The following is a 20,218-nucleotide window of genomic DNA, read 5'->3' on the forward strand; positions in this document are numbered from 1 at the left end:
GTTCCCCGCTATTCCGCGTTTCCGGAGACGTTTCATGCTGAAACACGGCCTGGCCGTCCTGCTCGCGAGCATCGCGCTCGCCGCCCATGCGCAGAGCCCCGCACCAGCCTCCGTCGCGTGGGAGATCCAGGTGGTACGCGACGGTCAGACCATCGACACGTTCCAGCAGCGCACCACCGTGGGTCAGACCCGTACCGATACCCATCGCTATCCGTCCGCCGTGCCGGTCGGCTGCGGCAATGCCGCGCGCGTCGTGCCGACCGAGCGTTCGCGCGCGGTGACGGTCGCACCGCTCACCGTCGATGCCGGCGCGAACACGGTGTCGCTCGCGCTCGACGTGCAGGAAACGATCGACGACGAAGGCGCGAAGCCGGCCGATCCGTGCGTGCCCGCGTCGCCGCGGCAAATCGTCGCGAGCCACCCCGGCCTGACGGTCGGCGCCGACGCGTGGACCGACTGGACGCTCGTCGAGCAACATCCGCACCTCGTGTACCGCGTGCGTGCACACGTCGCGAAGGATTGAGCGTCATGTCCGCCGACGCCCTGTCCCTGCCGTTCGCCGAACCGCACGCCGCACCCGACGAACTCACCGCGGTGAGCTGGAACCTGCACAAGGGCCGCTCGCCGCTCGGCTTCACCGCGTGGAACGCGATGCGCAACTGGATGCAATCGACGCACGCCGACGTGTATTTCCTGCAGGAAGCAATGGCGCGCCGCATGCCGCGCCCCGTGCTCGCGCCCGGCTTCGGCGCACCGATGGACGACGCGGTCGACGACGTCTGGCACTGCCAGGCCACCGAGATCGCGCATGCGCTCGACTGGCAGATCGCGCTCGGGCCGAACGTGTTCAAGCCGTCGTGGCGGCACGGCAATGCGATCCTGTCACCGCATCCGCTCGACCTCGGCGGCCGCTGGGACATCTCCGCGCACCGTTTCGAGCGGCGCGGCCTGCTGGTCGCGCGCGCGACGCTCGCGGGCGCCCGCCCGGTCACGCTGCTGTGCGCGCACCTCGCGCTCACGCGCGCGGCACGGCTGCGCCAGATGCACTGGATCGCGCACTGGATCGTGCGCAACGCAGGCGACGGCCCGCTGATGCTCGCCGGCGACTTCAACGACTGGCGCAACGATTCGGTCGCGCTGTTCGGCGAAATCGGGCTGTCCGAGGTCGCGACGCTGCTCGGCGAATCGGGCCGCACGTTCCCCGCGTTCTCGCCGGCGCTCGCGCTCGACAAGATGTTCGTGCGCGGGCTGACGCCGCTCGAATGGCGCGCGCCGTCCGGCGAGGCCGCGTGGCTGTCGGACCACCTGCCGTACATCGCGCGCCTGCGCCTCGATCCGCAATAGGCCTCCCCACCTCGGCCCGATCTCAGCCGGATTGCGCGGCGCGCGCTACATTAACGCCTTACCCCTTCCGCTCCGCCCCGCCGCCGGGCCGCGCCGCCATGACCTACCTGCCGATCCTGCTGCAAATCGCCGTCGTCTATCTCGTCGCGGCGATCACCCCCGGCCCGAATTTCTTCATGATTTCGCAACTGTCGCTCGCGGGCCGGCGCAGCCTCGGCGCCGCGTCGGCGCTCGGCGTCGGCACCGCGTCGATCGCCTGGGCGACGCTCGCGATGCTCGGCCTCGCGGCCGTGCTGCACCAGGTCGAATGGCTGTATGAGGCAATCCGGATCGGGGGCGCCGCGTACCTCGTGTATTTCGGCTTCAAGCTGCTGCGCGCGGGCGTGCGCCGCGATACGACGCCGGCCGACGCGCCCGACGAACGCGCGCCGCTGGCCGCGCCGCGCGCGCGCGACTACCTGCGTGCGTATCGCAGCGGCCTGTTCACCTGCCTGACGAACCCGAAATCGTGCGCGTTCTGGACCAGCGTGTTCGCGGCGATGCTGCCCGCGCACGTGCCGCTGTGGTTCAACGGCGCGGTGCTGGTGACGATCGGCGTGCTGTCGGCCGGCTGGTATTCGTGCGTCGCGTACCTGTTCGCGAGCCCGCGCGCGCAGCGCGGCTACCGGCGCGTGCGGCGCCCGCTCGACGCACTGTGCGGCGTGGCGCTCGTCGGCCTCGGTGCAAAACTCGCGGCCGAGCGCTAAAAAAACTGAAAGGGGATTGAAATAATTCGTTGCGCCAAATCCGCGCGGCCACGGGGGTCAAGCCCGCGATCCGCGTCAACAGGGTAAAATAACGAGTTCCTCAATCGTCTGTCATCGAGAAGGCGCGTGTCCGACGCGCCGGCCGGCCGATCCGCGATCGGGCCGTCGCACTCGGTTTTTTGCCCGTTTTTGGGCCCGTTACTCGCGTTCGCTACGCGCGTCCGTTTTCAAAGCCATGAGCAAATACGACACCGCCACCGTCCAATCCGTCCATCACTGGACCGACACGCTGTTCAGCTTCACCTGCACCCGTGAGGCGAGCCTGCGCTTCAACAACGGCGAATTCACGATGGTCGGCCTCGAGGTCGACGGCAAGCCGCTCGCGCGCGCCTACTCGATCGTCAGCCCGAACTACGAAGAGCATCTCGAATTCTTCAGCATCAAGGTGCAGAACGGCCCGCTGACGTCGCGCCTGCAGCACCTGAAGGTGGGCGACACCGTGCTGATCGGCAAGAAGCCGACGGGCACGCTGGTCGCCGACAACCTGCTGCCGGGCAAGACGCTGTGGATGCTGTCGACGGGCACGGGCCTCGCGCCGTTCATGTCGATCATCCGCGACCCGGACATCTACGACCGCTTCGACAAGGTGATCCTGACGCACACGTGCCGCCTGAAGGGCGAGCTCGCGTACATGGACTACATCAAGCACGACCTGCCGGGCCACGAGTACCTGGGCGACATCATCAAGGAAAAGCTCGTCTACTACCCGACGGTCACGCGCGAAGCGTTCGACAACGAAGGCCGGATCACCGACCTGATCGCGACGGGCAAGCTGTTCACGGATCTCGACGTCCCGCCGTTCTCGCCGGAAAACGACCGCGTGATGCTGTGCGGCAGCACCGCGATGCTGAAGGACACGACCGAGCTGCTGAAGCAGGCCGGCCTCGTCGAAGGCAAGAACAGCGCGCCGGGCCACTACGTGATCGAGCGCGCGTTCGTGGATTGATCGATCCCCCAATTTTTGCGCAGTATCAAGAACCGGAGCAAAAGCTCCGGTTTTTTTTCGTCCCTACTTGGCGAATTCGTAACAAATTGGGATCATCCCATCTCAAATAGTTACATTTGGATACGTCATCGTCCGGCGCTTGGGTGTCAGTGTTTTTCCTACAACACCTTCATTCCGATTATTCACATTTACCCTTAAATGTCCGCCTGACATGACCTTTTCGGAAATTTTGAGATATTATTCGCCGCGCGCGGTTGCCGTTCGGATGAGAGTGGAAGGGTCGGATGCAAGTGTTACAAGACGTAACTTTTGTTACCTCGGCAGGGGGCGATTCTCTGGCGGCGACCGTCATCGAAACGGCAGCCGATCCACGCAGCCAGCCGGTGTCTGAACCGCTTTCTGACAGCAGGGAGAGTCATGGATACGTCGCTTAACGCGCCTTTGGGCGCCCACGCCCCGTTCCCGTCGCAACAGCTCGTGCCGGGCTGCGTCGCGACTCCGCCCATTGCCGACGTGGCGCCGAAACGTGGCGCCTCCGCCGCGCGGATCGCCGCACTGTCTGCCCAGTTGCTCGCCGCCGACGAAGCGGCCCGCCGCCACCTGGCCGGCGAGCTGCACGACGGGCTCGGTGCCGAACTCACCGCTGCGCGTTTCGCGCTCGCAAACGTTCAAACGTGGCTGCCGGCCGATGCGCCGGAGGGTTGCCTGCGCGCACTCGAGCTGGCGCAGCAGGCGCTCGACGCCGCGACCGACGCGAATCGCCGGCTGATCGACGAGCGCGACACGCCGGCGCTCGACGCGGGCCTGGTCGGCGCGCTGTCGTCGTGGGCCGACACCCATGCGGCCCGCACGGGCCTGCGCACCAGCTTCGTCTGTGCGGCCGACGCGCGCCTGACGCAGCTCGCCGGGGCCAGCGCGCTCGCGGTGTTCCGCGTCGCGCAGGAAGCGTTGTCGAACGTCGCGAAGCATGCACGCGCGACGTCGGTCGACGTGCGCATCGCCACCGACGGCACGCACCTGTCACTGATCGTCTCCGACGATGGGACCGGTTTCTCGCGGAGCCGCCGCACCGGCTACGGTCTGGCCGGCATGCGCGCCCGCTGCGAGGCGTTCGGCGGCAGCTTCGAGACGGCCACGCCGGCAACCGGCCACGGCACGCGCGTCACCGCGCGCTTCGCTTGGGATTCGCTGCTCGCGGTGCCCGTCGTGGCCCGCCGCGCGTCGCTTTCGTGAGGTCGTCATGAGCCTGAACATCCTGCTGGTGGACGATCACGCGATCGTCCGGCAAGGGATCCGCCAGTTGCTGATCGACCGTGGCGTCGCGCGCGACGTCACCGAGGCCGAAACCGGCAGCGACGCGGTGGCGGCCGTCGACAAACAGGAATTCGATGTGATCCTGCTCGACATTTCGCTGCCGGACACGAACGGCATCGAGGTGCTCAAGCGCCTCAAGCGCAAGCTGTCGCGCACGCCGGTGCTGATGTTCTCGATGTATCGCGAGGACCAGTACGCGGTGCGCGCGCTGAAGGCCGGCGCGGCCGGCTACCTGTCGAAGACGGTCAACGCCGCGCAGATGATCGGCGCGATCCAGCAGGTCGCGGCCGGCCGCAAGTACGTGAGCCCCGCGATGGCCGAGGCGCTCGCCGAATACGTGTCGTTCGAGAACGAACCGCTGCCGCACGAGAAGCTGTCCGACCGCGAATACCAGACGCTCTGCATGCTCGCGTCGGGCAAGCGGCTCACCGACATCGCGAACACGCTGTCGCTGTCCGTGAAGACGGTGAGCGTGTACCGCTCGCGGCTGCTCGAGAAGATGCGGCTGTCGAACAACGCGGAGCTCACGTTCTACGTGATGAGCAACCGGCTCGTCGACATGGCGCCCACGGCCGGCGCCTGATTCCCCCGCGTCACCCGATTCGTCGGGCCCAGCGACGCGGCACCTGCCGCGCCGCCGCCCGCTGTCGCCCGCCCGAAGCGCAAGCGCTTGTTTTATCGGACGATTTTGTGACTTACCGCTGCGCTGCAGCGGGTCTTGCGCGCCAAATCGGCTAAAATTACGGGTTTTCACTCAGTCAGCGCTACCGCGCCCGCGCGCGCTGGCGATTCATCCGCAATGTCTCTCTTCCGCAAGAAAAACGTCGATCGCATGATCGCCGGCGCGCATGCCGCCGGGCTCAAGAAAGCGCTCGGCGCGATCGACCTCACCTTCCTCGGCATCGGCGCGATCATCGGCACCGGCATCTTCGTGCTGACCGGTACCGGCGCCGTGCAGGCCGGCCCCGCACTGATGCTGTCGTTCGTGATCGCCGCGATCGCGTGCGGCCTCGCCGCGCTGTCGTACGCGGAGTTCGCGTCGACGATCCCCGTCGCCGGCTCGATCTACACGTATTCGTACGCCACGCTCGGCGAACTCGTCGCGTGGATCATCGGCTGGGACCTGATGCTCGAATACGGCCTCGCGTCGTCGGCCGTGTCGGTCGGCTGGTCGGGCTACCTGCAGTCGCTGCTGCAGGGCTTCGGGCTCACGCTGCCCACCGTGCTGACGGCCGCGCCCGGTGCGGTGCCGGGCGTCGTCACGTGGTTCAACCTGCCCGCGTTCCTCGTGATGATCGTGATCACGACGCTGCTGTCGATCGGCATCCGCGAGTCGACCCGCATCAACAACATCATGGTGTTCATCAAGGTGTCGGTCGTGCTGCTCGTGATCGCGGTCGGCGTGTTCCATGTGACGCCCGCGAACTGGAAGCCGTTCATGCCGCACGGCTGGAACGGCGTGTTCGGCGCGGCGGCCGTGATGTTCTTCGCGTTCATCGGCTTCGACGCGGTGTCGTCGGCGGCCGAGGAAGTGAAGAACCCGAAACGCGACCTGCCGATCGGCATCATCGCGTCGCTCGCGGTGTGCGCGGTGCTGTACGTGACGGTCGCCGCGGTCGCGACCGGCATCGTGCCGTCGGCCCAGTACGCGAACATCTCGCACCCGATCTCGTACGCGCTGCAGAAGGCCGGCGAGACGTGGGTCGCAGGCTTCATCGATCTCGGCGCCGTGCTCGGCATGCTGACCGTGATCCTCGTGATGAGCTACGGCCAGACGCGCGTGATCTTCGCGATGTCGCGCGACGGGTTGCTGCCGGCCGCGCTGTCGCGCGTGCACCCGCGCTACGCGACGCCGTTCCTGACGACCTGGCTCGTCGGCCTGTTCTTCGGCCTGATCGCCGCGCTCGTGCCGCTCAACGTGCTCGCCGAGCTGATCAACATCGGCACGCTCGCCGCGTTCTCGATGGTGTCGATCGCCGTGCTCGTGCTGCGCCGCACGCACCCCGACCTGCCGCGTGCGTTCCGCTGCCCCGGCGTGCCGGTGGTGCCGATCCTCGCGGTCGCGTCATGCCTGTTCCTGATGCTGAACCTGCAGCCCATCACGTGGGCCGCGTTCGGCATCTGGCTCGTGATCGGCCTCGCGATCTACTTCCTGTACTCGCGCCACCACTCGAAGCTCGCGCACGGTCACCACGACGCGCACTGAGCGCCGCCGTGCCGCTCGCGGCACGGTGCGCACCCGCGGAGCCGGACGCCGGCTCCGCGCCCTCCCCGCCCTGCCCTGCCTTCACCCGTCCCGCCGCCACGTTGCCTTTCCTGCAACGATCCTCGCGTCAATTCCCGTTTCCACTGGTTATTTTTCGAATGCCGATATATTCGATTCCGATCGGCATTTTTATCGATTAAAAATGTAATTCGACCGAATTGAATATGAATAGAAGAAAATAATCACGCGCCCGACATTGAACTCTTGCATTCGCCAACCTAGTATTCAGGTCGGCCGGTCGCATACCCGCCCCACCCAGACCATACGGGGCACAGGCCGCAGCAGGAGCGCGGCGGGATGCCATCGATTTCATCGAAGCGCCTTTTTATAAAACACAACTTCATCGCGCATTCAAAAACGAATTTTCAGCATATTTTTAATTAAAAAATCACGGCCCGATAATCCGGTCGACGGTATTTTATTGCCTCCGTCCGGAGGCATGTCGCTGTACCTGTTCGAAGTTCAACAAGAACCAGAGAGGTCTGTCATGAGCAATACATTGGTCAACGTCACGGCGAAGGTCGAAATCAGCGCGGCCAACCAGACGATCGCGGGGCTCAAGGATTATCAAAGCAAGAACTGGGCGATCGGGCTGAACGGGGATACGCTGGCGCCGGACGGTTTCCTGACGTTCTTCACCGAGCGCAACCTGCCGTTCAGCTACTACGTCCGCGCGCGCGGTGTCTCGGTCGGCGAACCGAGCGCCTACCAGGCGAACATCGAGACGCTGACGCAGCACATCGCCGCGATTCGCGCGTCGGAGACGAATCAGGTCCAGGCGACCATCCGCGAGCTCGAGCTGTACAAGTCGCGGAACTGGGCGATCGGCCTGAACGGCACGACGTTGCAACCGGACAATTTCCTGCCGTTCTTCGGCACCCGCTCCGTGCCGTTCGAGTACTACGTGCGCAGCGGCGGCGTCGAGCTCGGCTCGCCGAACGCGTACGACAACAACATCCGCAACCTGACGCAGTACCTGGGCTCGCTCTGACGGAGCGACCCGCCGGGCGGATGCGTCCGCCCGGCGACCTGCCGGCGGCCCGCCTCAGGCCGCCCTGCCCGCCTTCCTCGCTGCCGCGCTTCTCCCTTCCCCGTTTTGCGCGTTCCCCCGTCGCCTGCACGCTTGCCGCGGCCGGTTCATAATCGCGCCATCGAACGGCGGCCCGCATCGGCGGCGTCGCCCGGCAACAGGAAGAAGATGATGGAAAGCGTCGATCTCGATGTATTGAAATCCAGCGCGCGCTGGCTCGAAGAAGGGCGCCGCGTGCTGCTCGTGACGGTCGTGAAGACGTGGGGCTCGTCGCCCCGCCCCGAAGGCGCGATGCTCGCGGTGCGCGAGGACGGGCTCGTGGTCGGCTCCGTGTCCGGCGGGTGTATCGAGGACGACCTGATCGCCCGGGTGCACGCAAGCGGGATCGCGGCCGACGCGCGCCCGGAAGCGCTCAAGTACGGCGTCACGGCCGAGGAAGCGCACCGCTTCGGGCTGCCGTGCGGCGGCACGATCCAGCTCGTGCTCGAGCCGCTCACGCGCGACAGCGGGATTGCCGCGCTGTGCGCGGAAGTCGAGGCCGGCCGCCTCGTCACGCGCACGATGACGCTCGCGACCGGCCGCGCATCGCTGTCGCCCGCACAGGCGGCCGACGGGCTCGCGTTCGACGGCGAGCGGCTCGTGACGATCCACGGGCCGCGCTACCGGATGCTCGTGATCGGCGCCGGGCAGTTGTCGCGCTATCTGTGCCAGATCGCGGTCGGGCTCGACTACCAGGTGACGGTGTGCGATCCGCGCGAGGAATACACGGATGCGTGGGACGTGCCGGGTACGCGCGTCGTGCACACGATGCCCGACGATACGGTGCTCGACATGAATCTCGATGCGCGTTCGGCGGTGATCGCGCTCACGCACGACCCGAAGCTCGACGATCTCGCGCTGATGGAGGCGCTGAAGACGCCCGCGTTCTACGTGGGCGCGCTCGGCTCGCGGCGCAACAATGCGGCGCGGCGCGAGCGGCTGCGCGAATTCGACCTGAACGAAGCGGAACTGGCCCGGCTGCACGGACCGGCCGGCATCTACATCGGCAGCCGGACGCCGCCGGAAATCGCGATCTCGATCCTCGCCGAGATCACCGCCGCGAAGAACAACGTATCGCTGCCGACGATCCTGCAGGTCGAGGGCGCGAAGGCCGCGCGCGAGATCGCGGCGAACAGCGGCGCGGCCTGCGGCCTCTGATCACTGGTGACGCCGGCGCGCGGTCGCGCCAGGCAGGCGTCCGCGACGGGCGAAGCGGACGAAACAGGCGAAAGCGCACGCGCCGGCGCCAGGCCGGCGCGTGCCGCCGATCAGGTCAGGCCGGCGGCCAGCGCCGCGGCGACCGAACCGACCACCAGCACGACGCCGACCGTGCGGCGCTTGTTCAGCTCGGTCCACAGCAGCACGCCGGTCAGCGACAGCAGGATCAGCGAGCCCGCGATCGTGTCCATCAGCAGCACCCAGCCGAGATTCATCCCGACGCCGCGATGCAGGTTGTTCAGCGTCGTCAGGAACGTGTTGCCCGTGCGTTTCACCGCGACGTAGCCGTTGCCGACCCAGTATTCGGCCTGCAGGTTCTGGTGCGGGCCGAACAGGCCCATCTGCCAGTGCTCCGGCTGCATCACGCGCTTGTCGCCCCACGCGACGGGCTGCGCCGGCTCCTTGCGCATGCGGCCCGGCTTGCCGTCGAAATGCAGTTCGTGCTGCAGCCATTTCGTCATCGCGGCGGGCGTCTTCGGCGCCGGATCCGGCAGCGCGATCTGCATCTCCTCGACCTGCGGCTCGCCGGTCGAAATCTTCAGCGGCGGCGCGCGGTGGTTGAGCAGCACGCCCGTCACGCCGAACAGCAGCCCGAGCACCGCGCCCCACAGCCCGACCCAGCCATGCACCTTGCGCAGCCACTTGATGAAGGTCGCGCGGCGCGAACGCTGGCGGCGCGCGGCCAGTTCGTCGTCGCTCAGCGGGCGGGCCGCCGGGTGCAGCACGGTGACGCCGGCGCGGGAAGTCCCCGTCTTGGGCGGATTGATCGTTTCGGGCGCGTTCACGCGAGAGATTCCATTCGTTCAAAACAACGGGCGGCGCGCAAAGCGTGCGCGCCGCCCGGGCAGCATGAAAATGAGAATGGATATCATTACACAAATCTATTGCATGCTCAATCCGGCCGGATACGGAGCGGCAAGCCCGTCGAGCGAGGAAATACCGGCGAAGCACGAGCGTTGCGGCACGATGCCGCCCGATAGGCGAAAAATACCGACAGAATGACCTTGCAAGGTCAAGGCGGCATTTCGTAAGAAATCGCGCGCCGCAGCGCCGTTCAGCGCAGCGGCGGCAGCGGAAAGCGCGATGCGGCGGCGTCCGGCGCGGGTTCGGTACGGTCGAGCGAGTACAGCCACGCGAGCAGATCGGCGACCGCCTGGTAGAGCTGCGGCGGAATCCGGTCGTCGAGATCGACCTGCATCAGCAGCGACACCATCTCCGGCGCCGTATGCACGTACAGCCCGGCGTCATGCGCGCGCGCGACGATCATCTCGGCGAGCGCGCCGTAGCCCTTTGCGACCACGCGCGGCGCGGCATCGCCGCCCTTCGGATCGTAGACGAGCGCGGCCGCGCGCTTGCGGGACGTCATGCTCATGACAGCGCCTCGTCGTCGGTATCCGGCACACGCGTCGCCGGGCCGCTGGCCGAAGTCGAGGCCGAACCGCGCGCATACGCGGCGGCCGCCGCCTGGGCCGCGAACAGGTCGAAGCCGTCCGGGCCGTCGTCGACCGCGCGGATCGACAGCCCGCCCACCTTGAGCCCCGACACTTCGAGCCGCTGCCGCAGCGCCGCCTCGTGCCGCGTGAGACGGTCGGCACCCGCCTGGTTCGCACGCAGCCGCGCGATGAGCTGCGTGCCGTTCAGCACCAGTTCCGCGTCGACCGTGCCGAGCGACGGCAACGTCAGCGTGAGGCGCGTGCGCCAGGCGATGCCGTCACCCGTGTCGCCGTCACCGCGCGACGCACGGTTGCCCGGATCGTCGGGCTCGATCGTCCAGTCGAGCCGCGCGCCAGGCCACGCCTCGCCCGCCCAGCGGAACTGGTCGGTCGCGAGCGCGTCGAGCTGCTGCCTGACGAGCGGCACGGCGGCCGGATGCACGGTCGCGAGCGTCTGCGCCTGCGAATCGGACGACGCGGTGGCCAGCTCGGCCCGCGCGGGCGTCCAGCGCGCATCGGGCCGGTCGCCGAGCAGATCGGCCGTATCGTGCGGCAGCGACGCCGCTTGCCGCGCGCCTGCCGGGACGGCCGGTGCGGGGTCCCGAGCCGGCGCAGCGCCCTGGGCCGGCGCGCCCGGCTGCGCGGTTGCGCGCGCGGGCGCAGGCAATGGCGGGCGCTGCGCGAGCAGCTCGTCGAGCAGATCGGTCGCGCCATGCTGGGCGACATCCGGATCGGCCGGCGCGAGCGCGGCCGCGAGGCGCGCCTGCGGCTCGCGCATCAGCGCCGCGAGCGGACGCTGGCCGGCCAGCCACTGCGCGAGATGGGATTCGTAGAAAAGGCCGCTTTCGCTCACGGCCTGCACGAGCGCCGCGCGCAGCGCCGCGACCGGCAACGTCGCAGCCGCGTCGCGCGTCGCCGCAGCCGACGACGCTGCGGCTGAAGCCGGCGTGGAGGATGCCGCCGGATCGGCGGCGGCTGGCGCGCGGGCCGGCGCAGCCGTGTCGGTCAGCAGCACGGTGGGGTCAGCCAGCAGCGGCGCGCGCCCGACAATGGCCGGCGTCGCGTCGCCGCCCGCGCGCGAGATCGCGTCGAGCACGCGCCCGACATCGGACAGGGCAGTCTGGGTGGAAGCCGGCGGCGCGGCAGGCGGACTGCCGGCCGAAGGCGTTGACGACGCGCCGGTGCCCGGCGTGCCGACCTGCGAGGTCGCGCCGCCGCTCGCGGGCGCCGACACGGTGCCGGTCAGCAGGCTGTCGAGGCGGCTCGCCAGCAGGGCCGCCGCAACGGAGTCGATACCGGTCATGATCGGAGCCTGCTCATCTCAGCCATATCGTTGCGAATCCGGGCACGGCACGCCGGTGCCGTCCGCGGGAACTGCGCGCCTGCCGCAACGGGCTTGTGCGCCCCCGCGCCCGTTTCCCTGGAAACGGGCCCTACCCGCGCGCGCGGTAGAGATCGGTCAATACCTTGGTCGAGCGCCGCGCCTCGAACAGCGCGGACAGCCGCGCGAGATCCGGGCTCGCGAGATCGCGAATCGCGGCGTCGTCGGCCAGGATGCGGCGGATCAGGTCGAGCTTGCGGCCGAGATCCGATTCGTCGAGCACGACGCCCGGATCGGCCTCCTTCAACCCGTCGACCAGCTGCATGAATTCGGCCTGCAACTCCGGCAACGCGCTCCAGTCGGCACTGCGGGCAGCGCCCAGCATCCGGCCCGACACGGCGGCGAGCGCCTCGTAACGTTCGAAGTATTCGGCCTTGCGATTCATCGTGATGCTTCCACTGCCTGTTGTGCGGCCATCCGCGCGACTTCCGGGGCGATCCCCGTCCATGCTTCCTCGAGCGTCGCGAGCAGCCCGTCGACTTCGACCAGCATCGCGTCGCTCGCCTGCGCATTGGCTTCGAGCAGACGCCGGGTGATATACGCATACAGCGCATCCAGCCGCGCCGCGATCTCGCCGCCCGCATCGAGGTTCAGCGACGCCTTCAGCCCGCTGTCGACGATCCGGATCGCCTTGCCGATCGCTTCGCCGCGCGCGGACACATTGCCTTGCTGCAAATGCATGCGCGCGAGCGCAACCGCCTGCCGCGCACCCTGGTACAGCATCGCGATCAACCGGTGCGGGGAAGCGCCCATCACCCCGGTCTCGACGCCGACACGCGCGTATGCACTGGCTCCAGCGTGTCCTGGGGAAAACATGCGCTTCTCCTTGTTGTGCCTTGGCTATACGGGAACCGCCGCCGTGCATCGCACGACGCGGCCTTCACCGGAGTTATCGGAAGGGATTTGGAAAGCTTTAGGCAAGCGGCGCGTGCCGCCTGGCGCAGCAAGGCCGGCCCGCAGCCCAGGCCGGATGGCCGTCCACGGATCGGTGTCCCTGAATAGCCGCCGAGTCAAACCGCCATCTGCATGATGTCGTTGTAAGCGCTCACTAGCTTGTTGCGGACCTGGAGCCCGAACTGGAAGCCGATGTTGGCTTTCTGCATGTCGACCATCACGTCGTTCAGCGACACGTTCGGCGCGCCGACCTCGAACGCCTGCGCCTCGCCGAGCGCGTGCTGCTGGTCGCCGCTGATCTTGTCGAGCGACGCCTTCATCGCGCTGGCGAACGTGCTGGCCGTCGCCGCGCCCGAGCCGGCCAGTGCCGCCGTCGGGCTCGCGACGCCGCCTGATGCCTGCGCGGCCATCGACTGCATCTGTTGCAACACCGAACCGATTCCGCTGACGTTCGCAGTCATGCTGTCCCCAAAACTGAGAGAGACCCGGACGCACCGGGAGATCCGCCGGCGCCGCACCACGCGCGCCATGCCGGATTCCGAAAAAGGATAGCAGCGCGCCGCGCGTCAAAGCCGCGAAAGTACGGGGGAAACCCCGCTCTTTTCGGTCGATCGGAGTGCGGCCCGGGTCACGATAATCGCATCGTGTCATTGTCCGCCCGCTCGTCCGAGCGAGCTCAGTCGTCCCGCTCCGGAGAAACTCGACGCATGGATTCGCAGGCCAACTCGCTGATCAACCCAGACGCCCGCGCGGGCCTCGCCAGCCCGGCGCCAGGCGCCGCCGCGGCCGCCGCGTTGCCAGGCGTGGGTGGCGCAGGCGCGGACTTCGGGCTTGGCGGCTTCGCGGAACGCATCCCCGGCATCTCGCGGATGAAGGGCAACCCGAAGCTGCCGTTCCTGATCGCCGTCGCATTCGCGGTCGCCGTCATCACCGCGCTCGTGCTGTGGAGCCGCGCGCCCGACTACCGCGTGCTGTACAGCAACCTGTCGGATCGCGACGGCGGTGCGATCATTGCCGCGCTCCAGCAGGCAAACGTTCCCTACAAGTTCGCCGATGCCGGCGGCGCGATCCTCGTGCCGTCGAACCAGGTGCATGAAACGCGCCTGAAGCTCGCCGCGATGGGGCTGCCGAAGGGCGGCTCGGTCGGCTTCGAGCTGATGGACAACCAGAAATTCGGCATCAGCCAGTTCGCCGAGCAGATCAACTACCAGCGCGCGCTCGAAGGCGAGCTGCAGCGCACCATCGAATCGATCAACGCGGTGCGCGGCGCGCGCGTGCATCTCGCGATCCCGAAGCCGTCGGTGTTCGTGCGCGACAAGGAAGCGCCGAGCGCGTCGGTGTTCATCGACCTCTACCCGGGCCGCGTGCTCGACGAGGGCCAGGTCCAGGCCATCACGCGGATGGTGTCGTCCGGCGTGCCCGACATGCCCGCGAAGAACGTGACGATCGTCGACCAGGACGGCAACCTGCTGACCCAGACCGCGTCGGCATCCGGCCTCGACGCGAGCCAGCTCAAGTACGTGCAGCAGGTCGAGCACAACACGCAGAAGCGCATCGACGCGATCCTCGCGCCGATCTTCGGCGCGGGCAACGCGCGCTCGCAGGTCAGCGCGGACCTCGATTTCTCGAAGCTCGAGCAGACGTCGGAAAGCTACGGCCCGAACGGCAATCCGCAGCAATCCGCGATCCGCAGCCAGCAGACCAGCAGCTCGACCGAACTCGCGCAGGGCGGCGCGTCGGGCGTGCCGGGCGCGCTGTCGAACACGCCGCCGCAGCCGGCATCCGCGCCGATCGTCGCCGGCAACGGCGCGAACGCGCCGCAGACGACGCCGGTGAGCGACCGCAAGGACCAGACGACCAACTACGAAGTCGACAAGACGATCCGCCATCTCGAGCAGCCGATGGGCAGCGTGAAGCGGCTGTCGGTCGCGGTCGTCGTCAACTACCAGCCGGTCGCCGACGCGAAGGGCCACGTGACGATGCAGCCGCTGCCGCCCGCGAAGCTCGCGCAGGTCGAACAGCTCGTGAAGGATGCGATGGGCTACGACGCGAAGCGCGGCGACTCGGTGAACGTCGTGAACAGCGCGTTCTCGACCGCGAGCGACCCGTACGCCGACCTGCCGTGGTGGCGCCAGCCGGACATGATCGCGATGGCGAAGGAAGCGGCGAAGTGGCTCGGCATCGCGGCAGCCGCCGCGGCGCTCTACTTCATGTTCGTGCGCCCGGCGATGCGCCGCGCGTTCCCGCCGCCCGAGCCGGCCGCGCCGGCGCTCGCCGCGCCGGAAGATCCGGTCGCGCTCGACGGCCTGCCGGCGCCGGAGAAGGCCGAGGAACCCGATTCGCTGCTGCTCGGGTTCGAGAGCGAGAAGAACCGTTACGAACGCAACCTCGACTACGCGCGCACGATCGCCCGCCAGGATCCGAAGATCGTCGCCACCGTCGTGAAGAACTGGGTGTCCGATGAACGCTGAAGGCTTGACCAAGAGCGCGCTCCTGCTGATGTCGATCGGCGAGGAAGAAGCCGCGCAGGTATTCAAGTTCCTCGCGCCGCGCGAGGTCCAGAAGATCGGCGCCGCGATGGCCGCGCTGAAGAACGTCACGCGCGAGCAGGTCGAGGACGTGCTGCACGAATTCGCGAAGGAAGCGGAGCAGCACACCGCGCTGTCGCTCGATTCGAGCGACTACATCCGCTCGGTGCTGACCAAGGCGCTCGGCGAGGACAAGGCCGGCGTGCTGATCGACCGCATCCTGCAGGGCAGCGACACGAGCGGCATCGAGGGCCTGAAGTGGATGGACTCGGCCGCCGTGGCGGAACTGATCAAGAACGAGCATCCGCAGATCATCGCGACGATCCTCGTGCACCTCGACCGCGACCAGGCATCGGAAATCGCGTCGTGCTTCACCGAGCGGCTGCGTAACGACGTGATCCTGCGGATCGCGACGCTCGACGGCATCCAGCCGGCCGCGCTGCGCGAACTCGACGACGTGCTGACGGGCCTGCTGTCCGGCAGCGACAACCTGAAGCGCAGCCCGATGGGCGGCATCCGCACCGCGGCCGAGATCCTGAACTTCATGACGAGCGTGCACGAGGAAGGCGTGCTCGAAAGCGTGCGCCAGTACGACGCCGAACTCGCGCAGAAGATCATCGACCAGATGTTCGTGTTCGAGAACCTGCTCGACCTCGAGGATCGCGCGATCCAGATGGTGCTCAAGGAAGTCGAATCGGAAACGCTGATCATCGCGCTGAAGGGCGCGCCGCCGGCACTGCGCCAGAAGTTCCTCGCGAACATGTCGCAGCGCGCGGCCGAACTGCTCGCCGAGGATCTCGACGCGCGCGGCCCGGTGCGCGTGTCCGACGTCGAGACGCAGCAGCGCCGCATCCTGCAGATCGTGCGCAACCTGGCCGAGAGCGGCGCGATCGCGATCGGCGGCAAGGCGGAAGACGCGTATGTCTGATTCGGCGAGCGATCGCGCGGGCACCCTCACCGCGTACCAGCGGTGGGAGATGGCGTCATTCGACCCGCCGCCGCCCCCGCCGCCGCCCGACGACGCGGCAGCGGCCGCCGCCGCGCTCGCCGAGGAACTGCAGCGCGTGCGCGACGCCGCACACGCCGAAGGCCATGCGGCCGGCCATGTCGAAGGCCAGGCGCTCGGCTACCAGGCCGGTTTCGAGCAGGGCCGCGAACAGGGTTTCGAAGCCGGCCAGGCCGACGCGCGCGAACAGGCCGCGCAGCTCGCGGCGCTCGCCGCGTCGTTCCGCGAGGCCGTGTCGACCATCGAGCACGATCTGGCCGCCGACATCGCGCAGCTCGCGCTCGACATCGCGCAGCAGGTCGTGCGCCAGCACGTGAAGCACGATCCGGCCGCGCTGGTTGCCGCCGTGCGCGACGTGCTCGCGGCCGAACCCGCGCTGTCCGGCGCGCCGCATCTCGCGGTGAATCCGGCCGACCTGCCCGTCGTCGAAGCCTATCTGCAGGACGATCTCGATGCGCTCGGCTGGAACGTGCGCACCGACGCGTCGATCGAGCGCGGCGGCTGCCGCGCGCACGCCGCGACCGGCGAGGTCGACGCGACGCTGCCCACGCGCTGGCAGCGCGTCGCCGCCGCGATCGGCAAGGTGAGCACGTGGTGACGCGGCCACCCGAGGCGCTCGCGCATGACGGCATGACGCCGCTGGAGCGCGAACTCGCGCTCGCGTCGTTCGGCCCGGACGCGCACAACGCCGCGCTGGACACCGCACCCACCACCCCGCACGCCACCGCTGCAGCGGCCGATACGTCCGACGCCGCGCCGCGCGCCCCGCACAACCCGCATCTCGCGCACTGGCGCACCCATTTGAACGGGCTCGCCGCGCGCAGCCAGCGCGCGCTGCCGCTGCGCCCGTGCGGGCGCCTGACGCGCGCGGCCGGCCTCGTGCTGGAAGCGATCGGGCTGCGCCTGTCGGTCGGCGCCGAATGCACGATCGAACTGCCGCCCGGCAGCACGCTGCCGCACGCGGAAGCGGAAGTCGTCGGCTTCGCCGGCGATCGCCTGTTCCTGATGCCGACCACCGACGTCGCGGGCGTGCTGCCCGGCGCACGCGTGTGGCCGCGCGAAAGCGCGCCCGTCGCCGATCCGCTCGCGGGCGCGAAGCGGCTGCCGGTCGGCTGGGAAATGCTCGGGCGCGTCGTCGACGCGTCGGGCCGCCCGCTCGACGGCCTCGGCCCGCTCGCGTCGAAGGTCGACGCGCCGCTGTCGGCGCCGTCGATCAACCCGCTCGAGCGCGAACCGATCCACCACGTGCTCGACGTCGGCGTGCGCGCGATCAACGCGCTGCTCACCGTTGGCCGCGGGCAGCGGATGGGCCTGTTCGCGGGCTCCGGCGTTGGCAAGTCGGTGCTGCTCGGCACGATGGCGCGCTATACGAGCGCGGAAGTGATCGTGATCGGGCTGATCGGCGAACGCGGCCGCGAAGTGAAGGAATTCATCGAACAGATCCTCGGCGAGGACGGGCTCGCGCGCTCGGTCGTCGTCGCCGCACCGGCCGACGTGTCGCCGCTGCTGCGGATGCAGGGCGCGGCCTACGCGACGTCGCTCGCCGAGTATTTCCGCGACCAGGGCAAGCACGTGCTGCTGCTGATGGATTCGCTCACGCGCTATGCGATGGCGCAGCGCGAGATCGCGCTGGCGATCGGCGAGCCGCCCGCGACGAAGGGCTACCCGCCGTCGGTGTTCGCGAAGCTGCCCGCGCTCGTCGAGCGCACCGGCAACGGGCCGGAGGGCGGCGGCTCGATCACCGCGTTCTACACGGTGCTGACCGAAGGCGACGACCAGCAGGACCCGATCGCCGACTCGGCGCGCGCGATCCTCGACGGCCACGTCGTGCTGTCGCGCGCGCTCGCCGAGGCCGGCCACTATCCGGCGATCGACATCGAGGCGTCGATCAGCCGCGCGATGACCGCGCTGATCGATGAAACGCACCTCGACCACGTCCGGCAGTTCAAGCAGATGCTGTCGCGCTACCAGCGCAATCGCGACCTGATCGCCGTCGGCGCATACGCGCCCGGCCGCGACGCGCAGCTCGACCGCGCGATCGCGCTCTATCCGCGCATCGAGGCGTTCCTGCAGCAGGGCTTTCGCGAATGCGCACCGTTCGCGTCGAGCCTTGCCGGGCTCGATGCACTGTTCGACGCTTACGGAGGCTGATCCCGATGGCACACGGCTTTCCCCTTCAGTTGCTGCTCGACCGCGCGCAGGAAGACCTCGACTCCGCGACGAAGCAGCTCGGCACCGCGCAGCGCGACCGCACCGCGGCCGCCGAGCAGCTCGACGCGCTGCTGCGCTACCGCGACGAATACCACGCGCGCTTCTCGCAATCCGCGCAGCACGGGATGCCGGCCGGCAACTGGCGCAATTTCCAGGCGTTCATCGATACGCTCGACGCCGCGATCGCGCAGCAGCGCAGCGTGCTGGCCGCGGCCGAAGTCCGTATCGACGAAGCCCGCCCGAACTGGCAAAACAAGAAACGCACCGTCGGCTCGTTCGAAATCCTGCAGGCGCGCGGCGTCGCGCTGGAAGCGAAGCGCGACGCCCGGCGCGAACAGCGCGACGCCGACGAACACGCCGCGAAGATCGTGCGCATGCGGGCCGACGCGGCCCGTTCGTCGTAACCGACCACCGCATTCGAACGAGAGAACCGACATGCCTCCCCTGCCCCTGCTCGGCGCGCTGCTCGACACCGCCGGCACCGCACTCAAGGCCGCCCGCGGCGCGGGTTCGTCCAGCGCCGCCGGCACCGATGCCGCGACCACGACGACCGCCGTGCCGTTCGCGCAGACGCTGAAGCAAAGCGTCGCCACGCGTCGCGATGCGTCGAATGCCGGCGTGCCGGACGCGTCGACGCAACAGGCTTCGTCGAAGCCGGCCGCCGGCACGAAGCCGTCCGCCGCCGAAGACGACGACACGACCGACGATACGACCACGAACGCCGCCACCAACCCCGACGCCGCCGCGCTCGCGGCGGCTGCGGCCGTGCAGGCGCAACTGCAGGCGCGCACGGACAACGCGCTGCCGGCCGATGCGGCTGCCGCCGCGGCCGCCGCGCAAAAGACGGCCGTGTCCGGCCAACCCGATGCCACGGCCACGCTGGCGGATCACGCGGCCAAGGACGTTACCGCGGCCACCCAGGCCGCACCGGCGACGAGCCGCGACGTGCTGCAGGAGGCCCTCGCCAAGCTGACGGGCGGCGCGGGCGCGATCGCGATGCCCGCAGCCGGTACGACGGCGTCCGCACCCACCTCGACCGCGGCGACCGCATCGACCGGCACCGCCGCGCCGCTGACACCGAAGGTGCCGACCTTCGACCGCACGCTCGCCGACGCGAAGGGCGCGCTCGCCACCCAGCAAGCGCCGGTGCAAGCCACCGCGCAGGCGCTGCAGGCCAACGCGAACGCGCAGTCGGGCGAGCAGCACGCGCTCGCGGCAGCGAGCGACGCGGCGGACCCGGCCGCCAGCGCGACGCTCGCAGCCGGCGCCACGGCGGCGGCCGCGGCCCAGGCGAACCTGCAGTTGTCACCGGCGGCGGGGGCGATCGCCGCCGCGAACGCGCACGTGCTCGCGCCGCACATCAGCACGCCGGACTGGACGGACGCGCTGAGCCAGAAGGTCGTGTTCCTGTCGAATGCGCACCAGCAGAGCGCCGAACTGACGCTCAATCCGGCCGATCTCGGGCCGCTGCAGGTCGTGCTGCGCGTCGCGGACAACAACGCGCACGCGCTGTTCGTGTCGCAGCACGCGCAGGTGCGCGAAGCGGTCGAAGCCGCGCTGCCGAAGCTGCGCGAGGCGATGGAAGCGGGCGGGCTCGGGCTCGGCAGCGCGACCGTCAGCGACGGCGGCTTCGCCTCGCAACAGCAAAACCAGCAGCAGACCTTCGCCGGCGGCCAGTCGTCGCGGCGCGGGAGCGGCGGATCGTCAGCCGGCGATGCACCGGTCGGCGCTGCGCAATCCGCACCGGCCGCCGCGAGCGTGAGCCGCGCCGGCCTCGTCGATACGTTTGCCTGAGCATGGCC

At 69.0% G+C, this 20,218-nt stretch carries 21 protein-coding genes; 15 read left to right on the forward strand and 6 right to left on the reverse strand.

What is annotated here, in order from left to right; genetic code table 11:
- The first annotated feature begins 34 nt into the window (after window positions 1–34).
- The 9 genes from CFB39_RS16940 to CFB39_RS16980 all read left to right on the forward strand — a co-directional run bounded on the left by CFB39_RS16940 (window position 35) and on the right by CFB39_RS16980 (window position 8,903).
- Window positions 35–523 carry a hypothetical protein gene (locus CFB39_RS16940; RefSeq protein WP_089473708.1) on the forward strand — a complete coding sequence of 163 codons (489 nt, stop codon included), beginning with the start codon at window positions 35–37 and terminating at the stop codon, window positions 521–523.
- 5 nt (window positions 524–528) lie between these two features.
- Window positions 529–1,344: an endonuclease/exonuclease/phosphatase family protein gene (locus CFB39_RS16945; protein ID WP_011353499.1), complete on the forward strand. Its 816-nt coding sequence runs from the start codon at window positions 529–531 to the stop codon at window positions 1,342–1,344.
- Window positions 1,345–1,442: 98 nt separating this feature from the next.
- A complete protein-coding gene (locus CFB39_RS16950) occupies window positions 1,443–2,090 on the forward strand; it encodes a LysE family translocator (protein ID WP_089473709.1) in 648 nt (215 codons plus the stop codon).
- A gap of 235 nt (window positions 2,091–2,325) precedes the next feature.
- Window positions 2,326–3,096 (forward strand): ferredoxin--NADP reductase, encoded by a 771-nt coding sequence (locus tag CFB39_RS16955; RefSeq protein WP_089426542.1) that lies wholly within the window; start codon window positions 2,326–2,328, stop codon window positions 3,094–3,096.
- A gap of 417 nt (window positions 3,097–3,513) precedes the next feature.
- On the forward strand, window positions 3,514–4,329 hold the full coding sequence (gene rqpS, locus CFB39_RS16960) for a quorum system sensor histidine kinase RqpS (RefSeq protein ID WP_089473710.1): 816 nt from the start codon (window positions 3,514–3,516) through the stop codon (window positions 4,327–4,329).
- 7 nt (window positions 4,330–4,336) lie between these two features.
- Window positions 4,337–4,993: a response regulator transcription factor RqpR gene (rqpR, locus tag CFB39_RS16965; RefSeq protein WP_089426544.1), complete on the forward strand. Its 657-nt coding sequence runs from the start codon at window positions 4,337–4,339 to the stop codon at window positions 4,991–4,993.
- Window positions 4,994–5,209: 216 nt separating this feature from the next.
- The gene (locus CFB39_RS16970) at window positions 5,210–6,616 is read left to right on the forward strand and encodes an amino acid permease (protein WP_089426545.1); all 1,407 of its coding nucleotides are present in this window, start codon (window positions 5,210–5,212) and stop codon (window positions 6,614–6,616) included.
- A 547-nt stretch (window positions 6,617–7,163) separates the two neighbouring features.
- Window positions 7,164–7,667, forward strand: coding sequence for a hypothetical protein (locus tag CFB39_RS16975; protein WP_089426546.1), 504 nt, complete (start codon window positions 7,164–7,166; stop codon window positions 7,665–7,667).
- Between the two features lie 210 nt (window positions 7,668–7,877).
- Complete coding sequence (locus tag CFB39_RS16980; RefSeq protein WP_039354764.1) at window positions 7,878–8,903, forward strand: XdhC family protein; 1,026 nt, start codon at window positions 7,878–7,880, stop codon at window positions 8,901–8,903.
- Window positions 8,904–9,013: 110 nt separating this feature from the next.
- On the opposite strand, the gene CFB39_RS16985 is transcribed toward CFB39_RS16980, so the two are convergent.
- The 6 genes from CFB39_RS16985 to fliE all read right to left on the reverse strand — a co-directional run bounded on the left by CFB39_RS16985 (window position 9,014) and on the right by fliE (window position 13,132).
- Complete coding sequence (locus CFB39_RS16985; protein ID WP_085041894.1) at window positions 9,014–9,748, reverse strand: PepSY-associated TM helix domain-containing protein; 735 nt, start codon at window positions 9,746–9,748, stop codon at window positions 9,014–9,016.
- A 269-nt stretch (window positions 9,749–10,017) separates the two neighbouring features.
- On the reverse strand, window positions 10,018–10,335 hold the full coding sequence (locus CFB39_RS16990) for an EscU/YscU/HrcU family type III secretion system export apparatus switch protein (RefSeq protein ID WP_089431830.1): 318 nt from the start codon (window positions 10,333–10,335) through the stop codon (window positions 10,018–10,020).
- Entirely contained in the window at window positions 10,332–11,699 is a 1,368-nt protein-coding gene (locus tag CFB39_RS16995) for a flagellar hook-length control protein FliK (RefSeq protein WP_089473711.1), read from the reverse strand. Before CFB39_RS16995 ends, CFB39_RS16990 begins: the two co-directional genes overlap by 4 nt.
- A 130-nt stretch (window positions 11,700–11,829) precedes the next feature.
- A complete protein-coding gene (locus CFB39_RS17000) occupies window positions 11,830–12,162 on the reverse strand; it encodes a flagellar protein FliT (RefSeq protein WP_089426550.1) in 333 nt (110 codons plus the stop codon).
- Window positions 12,159–12,593, reverse strand: a complete 435-nt coding sequence (fliS, locus tag CFB39_RS17005) for a flagellar export chaperone FliS (protein ID WP_089426551.1) — start codon at window positions 12,591–12,593, stop codon at window positions 12,159–12,161. Before fliS ends, CFB39_RS17000 begins: the two co-directional genes overlap by 4 nt.
- A 194-nt stretch (window positions 12,594–12,787) precedes the next feature.
- Complete coding sequence (gene fliE / locus CFB39_RS17010; protein WP_046544213.1) at window positions 12,788–13,132, reverse strand: flagellar hook-basal body complex protein FliE; 345 nt, start codon at window positions 13,130–13,132, stop codon at window positions 12,788–12,790.
- Between the two features lie 246 nt (window positions 13,133–13,378).
- On the opposite strand from fliE, the gene fliF reads away from it, so the two are divergent.
- From fliF to CFB39_RS17045, 6 genes are read left to right on the forward strand one after another with little or no spacing between them, the layout of a single operon-like run.
- The gene (gene fliF / locus CFB39_RS17020; protein ID WP_089426552.1) at window positions 13,379–15,142 is read left to right on the forward strand and encodes a flagellar basal-body MS-ring/collar protein FliF; all 1,764 of its coding nucleotides are present in this window, start codon (window positions 13,379–13,381) and stop codon (window positions 15,140–15,142) included.
- Complete coding sequence (gene fliG / locus CFB39_RS17025) at window positions 15,132–16,127, forward strand: flagellar motor switch protein FliG (RefSeq protein ID WP_069249110.1); 996 nt, start codon at window positions 15,132–15,134, stop codon at window positions 16,125–16,127. The genes fliF and fliG overlap by 11 nt, the downstream gene beginning before the upstream one ends.
- On the forward strand, window positions 16,120–16,803 hold the full coding sequence (fliH, locus tag CFB39_RS17030) for a flagellar assembly protein FliH (protein WP_089426553.1): 684 nt from the start codon (window positions 16,120–16,122) through the stop codon (window positions 16,801–16,803). Before fliG ends, fliH begins: the two co-directional genes overlap by 8 nt.
- Before the next feature lie 32 nt (window positions 16,804–16,835).
- The gene (fliI, locus tag CFB39_RS17035) at window positions 16,836–18,356 is read left to right on the forward strand and encodes a flagellar protein export ATPase FliI (RefSeq protein ID WP_373452735.1); all 1,521 of its coding nucleotides are present in this window, start codon (window positions 16,836–16,838) and stop codon (window positions 18,354–18,356) included.
- Window positions 18,357–18,361: 5 nt separating this feature from the next.
- Entirely contained in the window at window positions 18,362–18,820 is a 459-nt protein-coding gene (gene fliJ, locus CFB39_RS17040; RefSeq protein WP_089473712.1) for a flagellar export protein FliJ, read from the forward strand.
- A gap of 31 nt (window positions 18,821–18,851) precedes the next feature.
- Entirely contained in the window at window positions 18,852–20,210 is a 1,359-nt protein-coding gene (locus tag CFB39_RS17045; protein WP_089473713.1) for a flagellar hook-length control protein FliK, read from the forward strand.
- Window positions 20,211–20,218 lie beyond the last annotated feature (8 nt).

This window comes from Burkholderia sp. AU6039 (assembly GCF_002223365.1).
In the GTDB taxonomy this organism is placed as follows: Bacteria; Pseudomonadota; Gammaproteobacteria; order Burkholderiales; family Burkholderiaceae; genus Burkholderia.